This window comes from Nostoc sp. S13, assembly GCF_029379315.1.
GTDB lineage: Bacteria > Cyanobacteriota > Cyanobacteriia > Cyanobacteriales > Nostocaceae > Nostoc.
The window spans coordinates 1-18,058 of record NZ_JAQYWQ010000024.1; the positions used below are offsets into that span (position 1 = coordinate 1).

Here is an 18,058-nt window from a genome sequence, read left to right on the forward strand (position 1 = left end):
TTAAATACACTGGTATTGTAACACAAAGTCATGCTCAATATGGAGCGCCTAACTCGTGACTTATAGTCATGAGTGTGCGGCTTGTAGAAATCAAAAGTGACTGTTTTTAGTCAAGCCTTCAAATACAACAAATTCGTTAAATAATTGAGAATTATTCGCCCAAAATCAACACAACTTAATCAAAATGTTAATTTTTATTAGATAAGAAATTTATCTAACCAGAATTCAGCATGAATTCTGTGGGAGTGGTGAATAGTGTAGCGTCTCGTAGAGAGCGTCTGAATAAACGGTATTGTATTTAAGATGCCCACCAAATCGTAGATTTGGTGGGCATCTTAAACCAGAGGATGCAGAAATTTACATCTGCGATCGCTATAGTTTTATAATCCAGATGAGCAATTCTCTATCAGTCTAAGCAATTAATTTTTGCCAACTAGCAGGCCCGAAAATGCCATCAGCATTTAAACCATTTTGCTTTTGAAAGTTCTTAATTGCAACCTCTGTTTGCGGCCCGTAGACACCATCAGGCTCAATACCTACACGGTATTGCAAGTATCTGACAACTGCACCACCAGCATGGTTTGGTCTGATAATTCGTTTTGCCAAAATTAGATTTATGGCATTCCATGTAGCATCATCAGTAATTCCAGTCGGCTGAACCCCAACAATAGTCTGAAATTTTCCTACGGCAGATTTTGTGTTAGCCCCAGTGAAGCCATCTTCTACCAGCGCCGTACCATTTTTATCAGTTATTTTGAGTCGATTTAATGCCTTTTGCAGTCTAAGAATAGTTGTATCTACATTCTCCTCTTCATCTGGCACGGGTTTAACAGGAACACTTGACACTTTACCAGTTAAGCCTTTGACGATCGCATTAGCCATTGCTTCTGGATTATAAAGATTCATATCTTTGACCGAATCGATAAAGCAACCTTCAACCAGAATCGCTGGCATATCTGTATGTTTCAGAACATATAAGTGGGAACCACTCTTAACGCCGCGATTAAAAAATCCTAACTTGACGATTTCATCTAGTACAGGTTTAGCGATTTTTGTCCCCGTATCGCTAGTCGAATATACTTCTGTGCCATTAGCTTGTCCGTTAAAGCAGTTAAAATGAATCGAGACGTAAACATCTACTTTACTTGAATTAGCTGTAGAACATCTTTTTGAAAGCGATTCAGTTACTGTACGAGCACTACTTGGTCTACATACTACGACTTCATTTCCCAAAGCTCTTAACTTGGCTATAACTCTATTACCGACATCTAGAGTTAAATTATCCTCAAATTTAATCCCGCTTGCTCCTGTATCTGGTGGACAATTGTGCCCGCTATCAATTCCAAATTTCATGATTTCATCCTCAATTTACTTATTTTTATACTAGTTCAAATCTCTTCTAATGATAGATACAAAGTTTTGTTAATAAAACTTTTGAAGTACTTGTTAGCAATGTCCGCATTCTTTTAAGCATTACTACGCTTGTAGACCAAATAAGTTTTTGTGCAAACCTGAACAGCAAATTTTGTCTGGTAAAATCCACTAATTCAAAGGTATATTGTCACTAAAAACACAACTATTATAATTTATCAAAATCGGGAATAACCCATTAATTTTTGCAATAAATTGAAATGCAGCAATTGCCTCCATTATTTAGATAATAACGCTGATAAATGTACTTAGTGCACTGTAACGAAAGTTTACCAATCTTAAACAAGAGGCTTAAGCTCCAAGTCTTATTAACAAAGTTTGGGCGTTTAATTCCCCAGCCTCTACAGGCAGCAACTTCTGTGGCGGGGTCTGAATCACCGTTGCAAAACTTAATTACGAATTACGAATTATTTAATTGAGATGGTAGCTGAATTTACGCCCTACCTCAACGAACTACTGACTGGAATCTGTGGGTAGATATTTAACAATCAACCTGTGAGCCAGTTTAAAATTTAAGTAAAGAAATATTTCGTAGCTTACAGGCATGAAACGCATCGTCTTGGTTGCTGGGTTTGAATCGTTCAACGCTGACTTGTATAGAAAAGCAGCTTTTTTGGCTAACTCTCGCTGTCCACAGTTGGATATTCGGGTATTTAGCGATCGCGATATTACCAGCATTCGCACCGAGGTAGAAGCAGCACTTGATGACGCGGATGTATTTTTCGGTAGCCTGCTATTTGATTATGACCAGGTTGTGTGGTTGCGCGGTCGCATTGCCCAAATTCCCATCCGCCTGGTGTTTGAGTCAGCCTTGGAATTGATGAGTTTAACCAAGTTGGGTGACTTTGCCATTGGCGACAATCCCAAAGGAATGCCCAAACCAGTTAAATTCATCCTTGACAAATTTAGCAACGGACGAGAAGAAGACAAACTCGCTGGTTACATCAGCTTCTTAAAAATTGGCCCCAAATTACTGAAATACGTGCCAGTGCAAAAAGTCCAAGACTTACGCAACTGGTTAATTATCTATGGTTACTGGAATGCTGGCGGTTCAGAAAACGTCGCTTCATTATTCTGGACACTGGCAGAAAAATACTTGGGTTTAAAAGTCGGCGACATTCCCCCGCTAATCGAAACCCCCAACATCGGATTACTCCACCCCGACTATCAAGGGTTTTTTGAATCGCCCCGCGAGTATCTGGAATGGTATAAAACCTATTGTGGAGACGCGATGAATCGCGTCTCCACAAAACCGATTATCGGAATTTTACTCTACCGAAAACACGTTATCACCAAACAACCCTACATTCCCCAACTAATTCGCAGTTTTGAATCTGCCGGGTTAACTCCTTTGCCCATTTTCATCAACGGCGTGGAAGGACATGTGGCGGTACGAGATTGGATGACAACCGACTATGAAATTCAACAACGACAACTAGATAATATTGAGACTCCCTCACTATCTAGTGAAGCAGTAAAAGTGAATGCGATCGTTTCTACAATTGGCTTTCCTCTGGTGGGTGGCCCGGCTGGTTCAATGGAAGCTGGGCGTCAGGTGGAAGTTGCAAAGCGCATCCTTACTGCCAAGAACGTACCTTATATTGTTGCTGCACCACTATTAATTCAAGATATTTCTTCGTGGACGCGCCAAGGTATCGGTGGATTGCAAAGTGTCGTGTTGTACGCGTTACCAGAATTAGATGGTGCTATTGATACCGTTCCCCTCGGTGGTTTGGTGGGGGAAAATATTTATCTAGTTCCCGAACGGGTACAAAGATTAATTGGTAGGGTGAAAAGTTGGGTAGCTTTGCGACAAAAACCGGCATCGGAACGCAAGATTGCGATCATTTTATATGGGTTTCCTCCCGGTTATGGGGCTGTGGGCACAGCTGCATTATTAAATGTGCCGCGTAGTCTTTTGAAGTTTCTCCACGCACTTAAAGAACAAGGTTACACCGTCGGAGATTTGCCGGAAGATGGGGAAGAATTGATTCGCTGGGTAAAAGAAGCGGATGAAACTTTTGATGATACAAAAAATATCCCCGCGTCCGTTAACGTCCGTACTCTAGAAAAATGGTTGGGATATCTGCAAACCTCCCGTATCCAAAAACAATGGAAATCTCTCACCAAGACTGGAATTAAAACCTATGGCGACGAATTCCAGATTGGTGGTGTGCAATTAGGAAATGTCTGGATAGGTGTACAACCACCTTTAGGTATACAAGGCGACCCGATGCGCTTAATGTTTGAACGAGATTTAACGCCCCATCCGCAATATGTTGCTTATTATAAATGGCTGCAAAATGAGTTTCAAGCTGATGCTTTAGTTCATTTTGGGATGCATGGAACGGTGGAATGGTTGCCTGGTTCTCCTTTGGGTAATACGGGTTATTCTTGGTCAGATATTTTGTTAGGAAATTTGCCTAATCTATATATATATGCGGCGAATAATCCTTCGGAATCGATGTTGGCAAAACGTCGCGGTTATGGTGTGTTAATTTCTCATAATGTACCGCCTTATGGTCGTGCAGGTTTATATAAGGAATTGGTAGCATTGCGAGATTTGATTTCGGAGTATCGTGAAGATCCACAAAAGAATTATGTCTTGAAGGAAGCGATTTGTAAAAAAATTGTGGACTCTGGGTTGGATGCAGATTGTCCGTTTGAGGATGCTAAAAGGTTGGGGATTGCGTTTACTCCCGAAAATATTCGGATGTTTAGCACTCATGCTTTTGATGATTATTTGGTGGAGTTGTATGGATATTTGCAAGTTGTAGAAAATCGGTTGTTTTCTTCTGGGTTGCATACTTTGGGGGAAGCACCGAATGAGGAGGAGTTGGGGTCGTATTTGGAGGCTTATTTTGGGGACGAACCGCAGAGGCAAGGCAGTGCGTTGGGGAGCCAGTCCGTTGCGGGGGTTCCCCCCGTTGAAGGAACTGGCATCGGGTTCCCCGACTTGAAGCAACTGCCGCGTGGAGAACACAGAGAGGAGGAAAGGTTAATAAGGGATTTGTTGATGCAATCTACGGATGAGTTAACAAATTTGTTAAGGGGGTTGAATGGGGAATATATTCCGCCTGCGCCTGGTGGGGATTTGTTGCGGGATGGTGCTGGTGTTTTGCCGACTGGGAGGAATATTCATGCATTAGACCCTTATCGGATGCCTTCACCTGCGGCTTATGAACGGGGACGAGAAATTGCTCAAAAAATTATCGCCCAGCATTTGGATGAATATGGGAAATATCCTGAAACTGTGGCGGTGATGCTTTGGGGATTGGATGCGATTAAAACTAAGGGCGAATCTCTGGGGATTCTGTTGGAATTGGTGGGGGCTGAACCTGTTAAGGAAGGTACTGGTAGAGTTGTTCGTTATGAATTGAAGCCATTGGCGGAAGTTGGACATCCCCGCATTGATGTGTTGGGTAATTTGTCTGGGATTTTCCGGGATAGTTTTGTAAATATTATCGAATTGTTGGATGATTTATTTCAACGGGCGGCTGATGCTGATGAACCGGAAGATCAGAATTTTATTAGAAGACACGCTTTAGCTTTAAAAGCCGAAGGTGTAGAAAATGTATCGGCGAGATTGTTTTCTAATCCGGCGGGTGATTTTGGTTCTTTGGTGAATGATACAGTGGTTGATGGTAACTGGGAATCTGGCGAGGAGTTAGGCAATACTTGGCAAAGTCGCAATGTATTCAGCTACGGGAGAGAAGATAAAGGTCAAGCTAGACCGGAAGTGTTGAACACGTTGTTAAAAACTAGCGATCGCATTGTTCAAGAAATCGATTCGGTAGAATATGGTTTAACCGATATTCAAGAATATTACGCTAATACCGGCGGTTTGAAAAGGGCAGCAGAAAAACAACGCGGTAAGAAGGTTTCAACCAGCTTTGTGGAAAGCTTCTCGAAAGATACTACACCCCGCAATTTAGATGATTTGCTGCGAATGGAGTATCGCACTAAGTTGGTAAATCCCAAATGGGCGCAAGCGATGGCGAATCAAGGTTCTGGTGGTGCGTTTGAAATTTCCCAACGGATGACGGCGTTAATTGGTTGGGGTGGCACTGCCGATTTTACTGATGATTGGGTTTATGACCAAGCGGCTGATACTTATGCCTTAGACGCAGAGATGGCGGAGAAATTACGTAAGGCAAATCCTGAAGCTTTTCGCAATATTTTAGGGAGAATGTTGGAGGCGCATGGACGCGGTTTCTGGCAAGCTGATGATGATAAGTTAGATAAGTTACGCCAGTTGTATGAGTTGACAGATGAAGAATTAGAAGGGGTCGTTGTTTAATCCAGTATAAATACTGAATGAATATGGAAACTGTCTAACTAAGATAAGTAAACACATTTACATGCAGAATACCTCCCTTAAAAATCTGCTGTTTTTGTGTATTTTTGTATGACAACCAAATATTATTCATAATTATGGTTATTGAAAATCCTCTGAACATATCGACACATCTTGAAGATGTCTGGCGAGAACTATGGTACTTTTTGGGTTCCCATGAATCTTGGATAAATGATCCAGCCAAGTGCAAGGATATACAGCGGAGGCTTTCCTACTTCAACCAGACTCATTCAGACAACTCAGACCATATTTGTGATATTATCCAAGCTTTATCAAAAGGATTTTATCTGATTAAATCTGGCTTAGAATGGGAGGAGCCTGCTATTGGTCATAACTGCGAAGACAAACCCAATGATACACATAAAGCACGTGGTATTCAGTGGCAACTTGTAATGACTTGGGGTGGATTTGAAACTATTATAAAAACATTGTTGCTGACAAAAGGTAATGGAGGTTTGAATACAAAAAGTATTAAAGATTTCACTGTTCAATGCGACTTAGCAAATAACTATAATCCATTAAATCCACCGAAGTCAACAAGGGTGAATCTTGAAAGATGGCTTAATAAAGATCCATCGATTGAAGGAACGAGCGCACTTACAGATTTTCTCAGTCTTGGAAAGGGAGATCAAGAAATCATCGAACATTGGATAGTTAAATCTCAACCTGTTTCTAACTGGGTTGAGGCTGTAAGACTTGCTAAAGCACTGCGGAATGCAACTGCTCATGGCGCTTTTTCAGCAACTAAAGTTAAGGAATGGGGACTCCAAAAGCCACTCCTAACTTTATCAGATAACCTAGCAGAAATTGTTGTAGCTGGAATGCAAAAGCTAATACAGTTATAGATTTGAAGTGAGGCATTTGGGTTTGGGTATGGAAAACTCTTTTACTGCTGTATTTGAAAAGACAGATGATTGGTATATCGGTTACGTCCAACAGTTACCAGGTGCTAATGTCCAAGAGAGAACGCTGGAAGAAGCGAGAAAAAGTCTACGGGAAGCGATAGAGTTAATTCTAATATCAAATCGGGAACTCGCAGAGCAACAACTCTCCGGTAAAGATGTCGTCCGTGAACAGATTACTGTCAATTTATAGTGAAAAGACGTGAATTGATTCGCCATTTGGAAGAGAACATCTATTTGTTTCTTCGGGAGGGTGGAAGGTATACGATTTATTACACAATGTCATTGCGATCGCAGCAAAGCGAAATGAAGCGATCGCAATAACTGTAAATATTTTTGTTTATCTACTTACAGCAGTTTTCATGTATTTGAACCACATCTGTCGTAGGGGTACAGCAATGCTGTGCCCCTACCCGCGTGGTCTATTTACCTGATAAATAGCTGTAATGAGTCTTTGATACTCTTATTGGAAGTCTCTTAGCAAATTCGGGGTTCAAAGAATAAGTCACACATCGCGGGACTATAGCCCTGCAAACCACTCATAGCCTTGATCCTCCCAATAGCCTTTAATCGGTAACAAATTACTAACGAATGTAATTTGAGTTACCCACTTGCTTTGCTTGTATCCCAGTTTAACTGGAGATGCTAGGCGCATGGGCGCACCATTATCAACTGATAATGGTTGTCCATTCTTTTGATAAGCCATGAGAGTTTGGGGATGTACAGCAGAGGCAAGATCCCAGCTTTCATAGTAGCCATCAGCAGATTTAAAGTAGACATAGCGGACGTTTGACTTCGGCTGTACCAGCGCTACTAAGTCTCGCAATCGCACGCCTCCCCATTGAACGATCGCCGCCCAGCCTTCAACACAGACATGGCGAATTACTATTGAAGTCAAAGGAAGTTTTTGAATATCTGCCATGCTCAATTGCATCGCGTTACTAACCTCACCATCAATCGTCAGGCGAAACTGCGCCGGATCAATTTGCGGGGTGAAATCAAAGGTATTAATCAACAATTTGTCTGCTTCTATGGCACTGACAGGAAATTCCGGTACAGGTTTCTGAGATAGCAGGAGTGCTTCAAGACGTTGGTTTAGTGGCTCAGATATTTGCCGCACGTTATCTGAGAACAAATTTGTCCCACAGCCACCTAAAAGAAAGCCTACTCCTGAAAGTCCAGATACTTGCAGTAACTGGCGACGGGATAGGGTGCGTTTGGGAAGAATCAGACTCATAAGTACCTCTACACGAACATAGACTTAATTAGACGGATGCTTCCTACCTTCAGGGCAAGTAAGGAATGAGCAATTGTAAACAGTATGACAGTGGGAACAGTAATAAAGTGAACAGTGCGTAGAGTTTGCCAATTACCAAACAGCCCCGAAAGCCAATGCAGTTGAGCAGGTTTGTACATCGCCAGACCACTGAAGATTGCTAGCAACAGCACTGGTATGATCGCAGTATAAACTAGCCGATGCCATGCGTAGTTCTTGCGCTTGGGGTTCTGGCTGACTTGCAATGCTTTTAAGTCACTGCGATCAGCAAATCGACGCTGCCAACGACGAGTTACAAAGATATAAATTCCATACCAAAGTAAGTTCAGGGAAAACAGCCACATTGCAGCAAAATGCCAGTTTCTACCACCCCCTAGCCAACCTCCCAGCAACATAAAGTCAGGAAAATGCCAACCTGCACGCCCTCCAAATACCGGATTAGCATTATAGATTTGCAGTCCGCTACCGATCATCAAGATGAGACTGATGATATTAATCCAATGAAAGGTTTTTGATAGAAAAGTCTGACTTGGTGTTGAGCGGACTTTGCGTTTTGATGAAGTCATACCAATTTTGGATTTTGGATTTTGGATTTTAGATTTTTATATTTTTCCCAGTTAGAGTTTCGGATTTGGTCTTATAATCCAAAATCTAAAATTGGCACGTCTCACAGAGATCGAGTGGGAAAGAACGGAGCCAGCCAAAGTTGTATCTGGACATCCCAACCGAGAAGAATAGCAATTGCTGTGGATATGATCGCTACGCCACCAATTCGCTGCAACGCTGCACTATGAGAGCGGAGATTGAGAATTCGTTGGCTGAGTAATCGTCCACCGTAGGCGATCGCTAACAAAGGCAAACCTGCTCCGATTCCATAAGCAACCAGTAGCCAAAATGCACCTACGACTTGATGATTAACTGCTGCTAGGACTAAAATTCCCCCCAAAACTGGCCCAGCACAGGGAGTCCACAAAAGCCCCAACTGAGTACCTAGCCAAAACTCTCCCATGAGTCCGATTCGTGGACTATTTTTAGCCCACTTCCCAACTGGAATATAAGTAAATATTCGGTAACTCCAGGTGGGGAAAATTGCCAGTAATCCCAAAAATAAAAGCAGTGCGATCGCACCATTCCGTAATAAATTAGCCAAGCCTGTAAACCAGCTTGCTGTTACACCTAGTAAACTACCTGCCAGTGCAAAACCAGCGATTAATCCCCCTAACAGTGCTACTGGCCCGTAAGTATGCGATTGGAGCGTAGACGCGGAGCGGCTTGTCGTCAGACATCGGCCCAATAGCACAGGCAAAATCGGTAAAACACACGGGGAAAGCACATTCAGAACTCCCCCCAATAACGCCAGACTGATTGATAAAGTAGAAGTCGTCACACAATGCAAGGATTTTAGTAGGACTTACGCAAAATATCTCTCAAACTCTGATTTCCACCGTTCGCGCAGCGTCTCCCCTTGGGAGAAGTTCAGAGACGCTCGCGGACTCGCTTTGCGTGACGCTAACGGCGGAAGCCGCCGCTCCGACTTCTCTCTGTGCCCTCAGTGCCTCTGCGGTTCGTTATTCCGTAACTTCCTATTTAGATTGACCCCATGCCTTAAAACATTGGCTCTGGTTAAAGATTTGGGATTTTTCCATAGTTAAAACACAGAGGGCTGCTGAAACCTTTTTAGATTTGAGAGTTTTGAATCTTTTAATCCAAAATCCAAAATCTAAAATTCGGTCATAATTCTTTCTACCTCAATAGCTGGCGGATAGTTTGCTCTATTTTTTCATATGACCCTTCACCAATATGGTCATATTGCAACAAGCCCTGACGGTCAGCCAAAAACATATGAGGCCAATACTGATTGTCGTAAGCGTTCCAAGTTTTATATTCGTTATCAACCGGAACCGGATAAGTAATTTTGTGTTGTCTTAATGCTTTTTTTATGTTGTTTGCATCTCGCTCAAAGGCAAATTCTGGTGTGTGGATGCCAATCACCTTGAGTCCCTGTGACTCATACTGCCGATGCCATCTAGTGATGTAGGGCAGAGTACGCTGGCAGTTAATACAAGCAAAAGTCCAAAACTGGATCAGAACAACATTGCCTTTGAGGTCAGCGATCGACAAAGGTGTAGAATTAAGCCACTGACTAATACCCTGAAACTCTGGCAAACTGTTGCCTACTGGAGGTTTCACTGCAATAGTTTCCGAGCCTTGCGTATTGTTACGATTTGCAGTAGAGATAGAAGGGGCATTCACTTTTCTGAACTTGGGAAAAGCTGTTGTGGCTGCACCGATTCCGACAACCCCTAACCCAAGGTAAAAAAGTAACTGACGTCGGCGGAGTAGGTTGTAATTCATCAGAATTTCTCCTGTTGAGGTCAAAGCGCCAAAGTATAGGGATTGGAATCAAGATTTTCGTGGAACCAGTCCCTAGTACTCAGTACTAGAAAAGTGAGATGCAAAGCTAGTTGTGGCTAGGGCTTGCTGGAAGCGGGCGATTTCATAGCATCGCCAGCTTTATCTTTACCCATAGCATCTTTGCCCATAGCACCGCCGGCTTTGTCTTTACCTATAGCACCACCCGCTTTGTCTTTACCCATAGCATCGCCGGCTTTGTCTTTACCCATAGCATCGCCGGCTTTGTCTTTATTCATAGCAGGAGAGGCTTCAGGAGCAATTTGATTGTTGGTTTCAGGAGTGCTAGAGCAAGCAGTGAGACTGGTAGTTAAAATCAGACCAGCAATTAAAGAAAGTGTTTTCCAGTTCATAGTCTTCTTTCGTTCTTAGGAGAGTTCTTTTTGTATTGATTGATCAGAGGAAACTAAACTACAGGCAGATTCATCAAGGCTATTGGCGTAAAGAAGATGCCTTCTTCTAGAAGACTTCATCAAACTTTTACTACTGCGTAGCTTGCCGCCGTAGGCATCGCACTGAAGCGATCGCATCTACGTTGCAATGAAATAACGCCTTTGGTTCTAATACAACTTTGAATAATATTAGTAAAGGCGATTGTATTACTCCTGATCTTTGAGTTATCCCGAATATCCAAACTATCTCTGTTAGGACTGAAGCCTTTCTGAAACTAAGCCATGATTTTCATAAATTTATCCCTTGAGAAATTTTAGTTGATTCTCAGCATTTTCTCAGGCAATTATGGGAGTTTAGAGCTACCACCTAATTTAGGTATTCTCTCAGCGAAACCTGATTCTGAAGTGAATGAACGCAACTTAACATAATCAGGAATGCGTTTCTAACCCTGCCAATTAATAGGCCACTAACCCTCATTCGCGACAAGTTAAGGCAAAGTTAGTTTTGTCAACAGTAATTAAGCGATAAATAAACTCGGATATTATTAAATAAGATTCTTGCTCTCTCTACGAACCCACAGAGAGGTATAGGGTGAGGTTTTACAAGGCTTTTTACACTCATTGAGATGCTCCCAATGACTAGAAATAAAAACGTACAGAGCACCTCTGTTACAAAGTTCTGATGCCTGCGGCGGGCTGTGCCAACGGATAGCGCCACGGAGAGCGAGTCCGCGAGCGTCGGAAACCTCCGCTCAGACTTGGCGCTAAATTTATTTATGGTTACTGAGCTTGTCGAAGTATGGGGTTCTTACTTTTAACTTTTGAATGAGTGACTTTTGACTTCCCCGAACGCGAGTGCGTCTCCAAGAGTTGGGGCTGACTAACCCCTGCTAAATCTACGCTGTGGTAAACCAGCCTGATGAGAGATACATTCTGGTTTTGGGAACACTAGATTTACCACTAGACTTAACGGGAAGGAGTTGATGTCTAAAGGCGGTTGCTATAACATCTCGAAAAATACAGTTCCCCTGCAATTACCCATAACATTTTTAAAACCAGTGAAGCGTAATACAATTACCCATGAATTTGACTCTGGTTCCCAAGCAGAAATACTATCTCCACAGGAAAGTGACGAGCATTTATCAGAAGCGTCCAAGCTACTACAGCAAGGAATTCAACAGCAGCAAGCTGGTGAATTAATCGTGGCTATCAAGTCTTTACAACAATCCTTGGGGCTGTTTCAGGCAGTTGGGGATTTGCAAAAACAAGCACAAGTACTTTCTTTTTTAGGATTGGTAACTTACAGCGCTGGAGATTACAAAGGTACTATCTCCTACTGCCAACAGTGTATGTCTTTGAGCGAAGAAACCTCAAATTTAGCATTGCAGATGCAAGCACTTTCCCATTTAGGCAATGCATACCGTCACCTAAATAACCATCAAAAAGCAATTGAGTTTCTGGAAAAATGTTTGAAAATAACGCAGCAACTGCAAGACAAACGCAGTCAAGTAGCAGCACTGAATAATTTGGGATTGGTGTATAAAGCTTCGGGCAACTTTACACAGGCAATTGAGTACCAGCATCAAAGCCTAGAAATTGTGCGGAAACTCAAAGATAATTGGGGCGAGGAACAGGTACTCAAGAATTTGGGTAATGCTTGGTATGCTTTGAACAATTACCCAAAAGCGATCGCCTATTATGAGCAGTGTGTAGTAATATCACGCTCCTTAAAAAATGTTCGTAGTACTTCTCAGGTGCTAAAAAATCTCGGAAATGCTTGTTATGCTTTAGGTGATTATGCTAAAGCCATTAAGTATTATGAAGATCGATTGCAATTAGCCAAAGAAACTCAAGACAAGCGTAGCGAGGAACAATCTTTAGGTAGTTTAGGAGTTGCTTGTGAAGCTTTGGGTGACTATAACAAAGCAATTACATATTATGAAGAACGTTTGCAGTTAGCTAGGAATATCAAAGACCATCGCAGTGAAGAACAAGCTCTTGCCAGTCTGAAAGTCGCTTGCTACGCCTTGGGTGATTATGCCAAAGCTATGCAATACCAGCAGGAAACATCTCCAAATAGTTAAAAAGCAAGACAGGGAAACAATTCCAGAACTAGCCCTTTCAAGGTGACTCATGAAGAGTGCTGAGTTCCGTTAGCGGATAACTCAGGTTTAGCGCGTGCTGGGTGCTGAGTTAAAAGACCGCCTACAAGAGGCATTGCTTTTACCCTATTCCCTAGTCAGATTTTCTTTATCGAAACAGAATAAAGGTGTCAGTGGTCAGAATACAGGAAAGGTATTTTGACCGAAAAAGCGGATGAATAGACTCTTTTTAGACCCCACCAAATCTACGATTTGGTGGTCAACTTTCGTAGTGGCGGGTCGAAATCCCCAACTGATAGCGAGTCTTCTCCAGGACTTACGCACCGTCGCTTGTGCCAGTTGCGTAAGTCCTGAGAGAAACTTAATCCATGCACTTATCGAATTTTTCAAAATGATATAGCTACAATAGCTGTAGTGGTTGATTCGCCAAAAAAAAGTAAGTATCTTTTAAAAGCATTGACAAATGCTCAAGATTATGCTATAATTAAAAGCACGATAGGAAAAAGGCTCGATTAAGGATTATATCAAGCCTTTTTCCTATGGTTGAAACAGATATTAATAATACAAAAGTTTTTACTAGATTGAATAAGAAAACCTAATCAATAAAACCAGCGTATACATACGGTGGAATAAACGCTTTGGCGTTGTAACTCTCAAACTGAAGATCCGAAAAGAAAAATTTAGGTATCTGTTAAACTAAGTCGTCTTAGCGACGTGAACAGGCTCTGATGAGTTTGGCGATCACAGTTATTCTGAAAAAGAAAAAGCGGACGGATTTAACAATTGACAACTATTTGTAATAACTAGGCTGTGGCTAATCTGTGTAGAGAAGTTTATCGGGACGATTAACAATTCAAAATTCAAAATTACTCGCACAGGTCAATTCCCTCCATTGTCTTTTGTTGCTGAAGATATACGAGAACTTCTAATGTATCTACTTGGGGAAATTGGGCGTAAAAATTACTCACACTCCAAAAGGGTTCTGGTGTTTCCAAGACAATTGTGCGATCGCCCCACTGTTCTAACCAGGGTAGCAATTTTGGTGGCGCTACTGGAGTACATAGCCAAACTGCTGCTGGAGAAAGCATTTTGAGAGCAGTTGCCGCTACCGCTATTGTCATACCTGTAGCAATGCCATCATCAACTAAGATCAGTGTGGCATCCTTTGGATTCACCTGCGGACAAGCAGAAATTAATTGAGCCTCAAGAGACTTAGCTTGATTAATCGCTTTATTTAAAGCTACTTCCCGCCTCTGGGCATCATGTTTAGAGCGAAAGAGCTTTTGATCAGTCCAAAGAACATTCCCGGAAGTCGTGACTGCACCAATTGCTAACTCTGGGTTTTCTGGATGGCTAATCTTTTTCGCCACAACAATTGTCAACGGACAATCCAAAAGACGTGCTATTGGTGCTGCTACTGGTACACCCCCTCTTGGCAAAGCATAAACAATTGGTACAGGCTTTACCCCAGAATCAACAGCTTGCTGAGTCAAAACATCATGAATCACTCGCGCCAATTCCTCACCCGCATGGGTGCGATCGGCGAAAAATGGGGTATGTGACATGGTTTCCCCCAGCATCTTAGGACGGCACTGCTTTTATGATGACTGAATTTTGTCTCAAATTAACTGATACAATAAGATTTGTATAAATAATAAGTATTCAGCAAAAGTCTATTTATTCTGATAAATCTCCAACCAGAGCAGTATTTAACTCAGATAAGACAGCTGGTGCTGATGATGCCAAAATCTTGATTTTCATGAGCAGCGAAACCCAACTCAGCCTCTTCGACGACTCAACCTTTAACCAACGAGAACTGATTCCTACAGACGCGAAAATTGCGATCGCTCCGGGAACTTATTCCAGCATAACGGAGTTGGCACAGGATTGCGATCACTGTCACCGTTGTCCATTGGGAGACACTCGGACTCATGCTGTTGTCGGACGCGGAAATCTCAAAGCCCCAATTATGGTTATAGGGGAAGCGCCTGGTCAAAATGAAGATGAAACTGGTTTACCATTTGTCGGCAGATCAGGGCAATTGCTAGAGAAAATTTTGGCATCTGTGAATCTGACTACTGAGCATGATGTATACATTGCCAATATCAACAAATGCCGCCCACCAGATAATAGAGTTCCTACTCCTGTGGAAGTGGCGGCTTGTCTACCCTACTTACTAGAACAAATTCGCCTTGTTGACCCGAAAATCATTCTGTTAACAGGTGCAACTGCTGTTAAAAGTATCACTGGCGATAAGCGGGGGATTACGAAAATTCGCGGACAGTGGTTGGAGTGGGAAGAGCGTTTATGTATGCCAATTTTTCATCCTTCCTACTTGCTGCGTAACCCTTCTAAGGAAAGAGGTGCGCCGAAATGGTTGATGTGGCAGGATATTCAGGCAGTGCGTGCCAAGTTAGACGAAATCCAAAATAACAGCTAATTTGGTCAACTTGCTTAAAATATCTAGCCAGGCATTGAGGTCGTCGAAAGAATAGTATGTCACCTCCATTGATATGTATGTGGAAGTTTTATCAGCTTCAATAGACGACAAACCACTCATCCAGCAGATGATGGAGCTTTACCAATATGACTTTTCAGAGTTTGAAAACAAGCATCTTAATGAGCATGGTTACTTTGGCTATCCATACCTAGATTACTACTGGGTTGAAAGCGAGAGTGCTTCGCACACGCTTCGCGATCGCTACCCCTTCATTGTGCGCGTTGGGGGAAAGCTTGCCGGATTCGTTTTGGTGAATCAGTACACTTACATTCCAGGCAGTCAGTATTCAATCGCAGAATTCTTTATCTTACGAAGGTACAGACAACAAGGGATTGGTAAAAATGTCGCCTTTCAAATCTTTGATAGATTTTGCGGGAAATGGGAGATCCATGAGATAACCACAAATGTAGTTGCTCGAAAATTCTGGAGTCGTGTGATTGCAGAGTACACAGCCGGAAAATTTACAGAAACGGTAATGGAGGTTGACGATTGGCGAGGAACGATACACTGTTTTGACAATACTGATAGGGTGCAATAGTGATGTGAGCAATTTATTTATTATGCTGTCGATTATTGTATTATAATTGTAGTACAAAATCACCTGAAGGGGTTCATCGGTGATGTCAGCCGTAGAACTGGAAAATTTATCCAAGAGGTTCACTCTGAGTAGGGGTTGGGGACGCAACCGCACTCACAAAGAGATTGTCGCCGTAGATGGCATTAGTCTGAGCGTTCGAGATGGTCAAGCAATCGCCTTTATCGGCCCCAATGGGGCGGGGAAGTCCACTACAATCAAGATGTTGACAGGCATACTACAGCCCACATCTGGCACAGCACAGTTACTAGGATTAAACCCTTGGCGAAATCGGCGCGAACTGGCTTATCAGATTGGGGTAGTGTTTGGACAGCGATCGCAGTTATGGTATCACCTACCTCCCCGCGATACCTTAGAGTTACTGGCGCGAATCTATAATCTTAATCGGCAAGAATACATCAAACGTCGTGACCAACTCGTTGAGCGTTTTGACCTTAGCCCGTTCTGGAATACTCCAGTACGTAAATTGTCTTTAGGTCAGCGAATGCGAGCAGAAGTAGCAGCCAGCTTACTCCATGCACCTAAAGTACTATTCCTCGACGAACCCACAATTGGACTGGATGTAATTGCTCGTCAGAAATTACGCGACCTCATCCGCGAGTGGAACCGCAATGAGGGGGTAACGGTGTTTCTCACCAGCCACGATGCCGGCGACATTGAACAAGTAGCGCAACGAGTAGTGGTAATTAATCACGGGCATGTGGTACTTGATGACAAAGTTTCGGCAATGCGCCGCCAATACCTTGGCTCTACCACTGGCATTTGTACTAGATTTTTTGGCAACCTTCTTAGTGGGCTTAGGAGCTTTTTGGCTGGAAAACACCACCGGGCTAATGCTCATTTACTCACGGTTGATGATGATTTTGGGTGGGATGCTGATTCCCTTGGAACTGCTACCAGAAGCCTGGCAGCCAATACTACAAGCTCTACCCTTTGCCAGTATTTTGTATGGCCCGGCGCGTTTATTTGTGCATCCCGACCTAGCTTTTGCCAGTCAATTGTTAGTGCGGCAGGGAGTTGCCATCGCTGTGCTGGCTCTGTTGGTGGCCCTTGTGTACCGCACGGCAGTTAAACGTATCCACGCGCATGGAGGTTGATATGTTCTGGCGTTTACTTTCCTACCTACAATTAGCTGGCGCTTGTATTCGCCTGAATCTGAACGCTCACTTAGAATATCGCGGCGCGTTCCTGACGCAAGTCGTGGCAATGGTACTTAATAACCTTGTGTGGGTGACATTTTGGGGACTGTTTTTCACACGCTTTCCAGTGCTACGCGGGTGGACGGTGCAGGATGTAGTTACTCTCTGGGCGATCGCCGCAACAGGGTTTGGTTTAGCTCATACTATTTGCGGTAACGCTTTGCAACTGACAAGTTTAATTGTCCAAGGACAGTTGGATGTGTGGATGTTGTACCCTCGTGCGCTTTTACCGCACCTACTGCTAGGGCGGATGAATGCGACATCTTGGGGAGATATGCTATTTGGGTATGGGGTTTATTTGTTTTTTGTCAAGCCTGATGCAGTGCATTTGGCGTTGTTCACTGGGTTGACAGTTTCAGTGGCGACGTTGTTCGTAGGCTTTAATATTTTGACAGGTAGCCTCAGCTTTTATTTGGGCAATTCCGAAGGACTGACACAACAGTGGCGAAATGCCATGCTTACCTTCAGTACCTATCCAGCGAGTTTGTTTGAGGGAACGGTGAAGCTACTGCTATACACGTTGATTCCGGCTGGATTTGTGACTTATTTGCCGATTGAGGCATTGCGATCGCTATCTTTGACTCATGCTGTTTTAGCTGTGGCTGGATCAACTACCGTGCTGTTGATTGGTGCAGGTGTGTTTTACTACGGTTTGCGTCTCTACTCCTCAGGAAATTTGATGCAGATGCGAGGTTGAGTTTATGTTGGCGACTTTTATACCAAATGCGTTATTCCAGTGCTAGACCGCGAAAATACGGTTGGATAAATAGTTAGCCTGCTGGATGTTAGTCCAGGTTGAGGTAAGTTTGAGTTGCACGCGCAATCGCTAAATTATAGTACACATGTATCAATAAAATAGATAATAGAAAGGTATTGCTGAAATTAGTAACAT

At 42.9% G+C, this 18,058-nt stretch carries 16 protein-coding genes and 1 pseudogene; 10 read left to right on the forward strand and 7 right to left on the reverse strand.

Features of this window, described 5'->3' with window-relative positions; all coding sequences use genetic code 11:
• Positions 1-411: 411 nt before the first annotated feature.
• The gene (locus tag PUQ00_RS10420) at positions 412-1,353 is read right to left on the reverse strand and encodes an N-acetylmuramoyl-L-alanine amidase (RefSeq protein WP_300415834.1); all 942 of its coding nucleotides are present in this window, start codon (positions 1,351-1,353) and stop codon (positions 412-414) included.
• Positions 1,354-1,975: 622 nt separating this feature from the next.
• Here PUQ00_RS10420 and bchH point away from each other — a divergent pair.
• The 4 genes from bchH to PUQ00_RS10440 all read left to right on the forward strand — a co-directional run bounded on the left by bchH (position 1,976) and on the right by PUQ00_RS10440 (position 7,014).
• A complete protein-coding gene (bchH, locus tag PUQ00_RS10425) occupies positions 1,976-5,731 on the forward strand; it encodes a magnesium chelatase subunit H (protein ID WP_300415836.1) in 3,756 nt (1,251 codons plus the stop codon).
• 134 nt (positions 5,732-5,865) lie between these two features.
• Positions 5,866-6,633, forward strand: a complete 768-nt coding sequence (locus PUQ00_RS10430) for a hypothetical protein (RefSeq protein WP_300415838.1) — start codon at positions 5,866-5,868, stop codon at positions 6,631-6,633.
• 28 nt (positions 6,634-6,661) lie between these two features.
• Complete coding sequence (locus PUQ00_RS10435) at positions 6,662-6,883, forward strand: type II toxin-antitoxin system HicB family antitoxin (protein WP_300415840.1); 222 nt, start codon at positions 6,662-6,664, stop codon at positions 6,881-6,883.
• Positions 6,883-7,014 carry a hypothetical protein gene (locus PUQ00_RS10440; protein WP_300415842.1) on the forward strand — a complete coding sequence of 44 codons (132 nt, stop codon included), beginning with the start codon at positions 6,883-6,885 and terminating at the stop codon, positions 7,012-7,014. Before PUQ00_RS10435 ends, PUQ00_RS10440 begins: the two co-directional genes overlap by 1 nt.
• 196 nt (positions 7,015-7,210) lie before the next feature.
• On the opposite strand, the gene PUQ00_RS10445 is transcribed toward PUQ00_RS10440, so the two are convergent.
• The 5 genes from PUQ00_RS10445 to PUQ00_RS10465 all read right to left on the reverse strand — a co-directional run bounded on the left by PUQ00_RS10445 (position 7,211) and on the right by PUQ00_RS10465 (position 10,731).
• A complete protein-coding gene (locus tag PUQ00_RS10445) occupies positions 7,211-7,927 on the reverse strand; it encodes a molybdopterin-dependent oxidoreductase (protein WP_300415844.1) in 717 nt (238 codons plus the stop codon).
• An 8-nt stretch (positions 7,928-7,935) separates the two neighbouring features.
• Complete coding sequence (locus PUQ00_RS10450) at positions 7,936-8,532, reverse strand: cytochrome b/b6 domain-containing protein (RefSeq protein ID WP_300415846.1); 597 nt, start codon at positions 8,530-8,532, stop codon at positions 7,936-7,938.
• Positions 8,533-8,633: 101 nt separating this feature from the next.
• Positions 8,634-9,353, reverse strand: coding sequence for a cytochrome c biogenesis CcdA family protein (locus tag PUQ00_RS10455; protein ID WP_300415848.1), 720 nt, complete (start codon positions 9,351-9,353; stop codon positions 8,634-8,636).
• 356 nt (positions 9,354-9,709) lie between these two features.
• Complete coding sequence (locus PUQ00_RS10460) at positions 9,710-10,321, reverse strand: thioredoxin family protein (RefSeq protein WP_300415850.1); 612 nt, start codon at positions 10,319-10,321, stop codon at positions 9,710-9,712.
• Positions 10,322-10,437: 116 nt separating this feature from the next.
• Positions 10,438-10,731: a hypothetical protein gene (locus PUQ00_RS10465; protein ID WP_300415852.1), complete on the reverse strand. Its 294-nt coding sequence runs from the start codon at positions 10,729-10,731 to the stop codon at positions 10,438-10,440.
• A 1,022-nt stretch (positions 10,732-11,753) separates the two neighbouring features.
• Between PUQ00_RS10465 and PUQ00_RS10470 the strand changes: the two genes are divergently transcribed.
• Positions 11,754-12,854 carry a tetratricopeptide repeat protein gene (locus tag PUQ00_RS10470; RefSeq protein ID WP_300415854.1) on the forward strand — a complete coding sequence of 367 codons (1,101 nt, stop codon included), beginning with the start codon at positions 11,754-11,756 and terminating at the stop codon, positions 12,852-12,854.
• Between the two features lie 884 nt (positions 12,855-13,738).
• Here the strand turns inward: PUQ00_RS10470 and PUQ00_RS10475 are convergent.
• Positions 13,739-14,437 (reverse strand): phosphoribosyltransferase family protein, encoded by a 699-nt coding sequence (locus PUQ00_RS10475; RefSeq protein WP_300415856.1) that lies wholly within the window; start codon positions 14,435-14,437, stop codon positions 13,739-13,741.
• 194 nt (positions 14,438-14,631) lie between these two features.
• Between PUQ00_RS10475 and PUQ00_RS10480 the strand changes: the two genes are divergently transcribed.
• The 5 genes and pseudogenes from PUQ00_RS10480 (at position 14,632) to PUQ00_RS10495 (ending at position 17,863) form a co-directional block, all read left to right on the forward strand.
• On the forward strand, positions 14,632-15,312 hold the full coding sequence (locus PUQ00_RS10480; protein ID WP_300415858.1) for a uracil-DNA glycosylase: 681 nt from the start codon (positions 14,632-14,634) through the stop codon (positions 15,310-15,312).
• Between the two features lie 79 nt (positions 15,313-15,391).
• On the forward strand, positions 15,392-15,910 hold the full coding sequence (locus PUQ00_RS10485) for a GNAT family N-acetyltransferase (protein ID WP_300415860.1): 519 nt from the start codon (positions 15,392-15,394) through the stop codon (positions 15,908-15,910).
• A gap of 82 nt (positions 15,911-15,992) precedes the next feature.
• Positions 15,993-16,607, forward strand: a pseudogene (locus PUQ00_RS32770) (ATP-binding cassette domain-containing protein); the annotation flags it as partial.
• Positions 16,608-16,677: 70 nt separating this feature from the next.
• A complete protein-coding gene (locus PUQ00_RS32775) occupies positions 16,678-17,064 on the forward strand; it encodes an ABC-2 family transporter protein (protein ID WP_366145952.1) in 387 nt (128 codons plus the stop codon).
• Position 17,065: 1 nt separating this feature from the next.
• Positions 17,066-17,863, forward strand: coding sequence for an ABC-2 family transporter protein (locus tag PUQ00_RS10495; RefSeq protein ID WP_300415864.1), 798 nt, complete (start codon positions 17,066-17,068; stop codon positions 17,861-17,863).
• Positions 17,864-18,058: the final 195 nt, after the last annotated feature.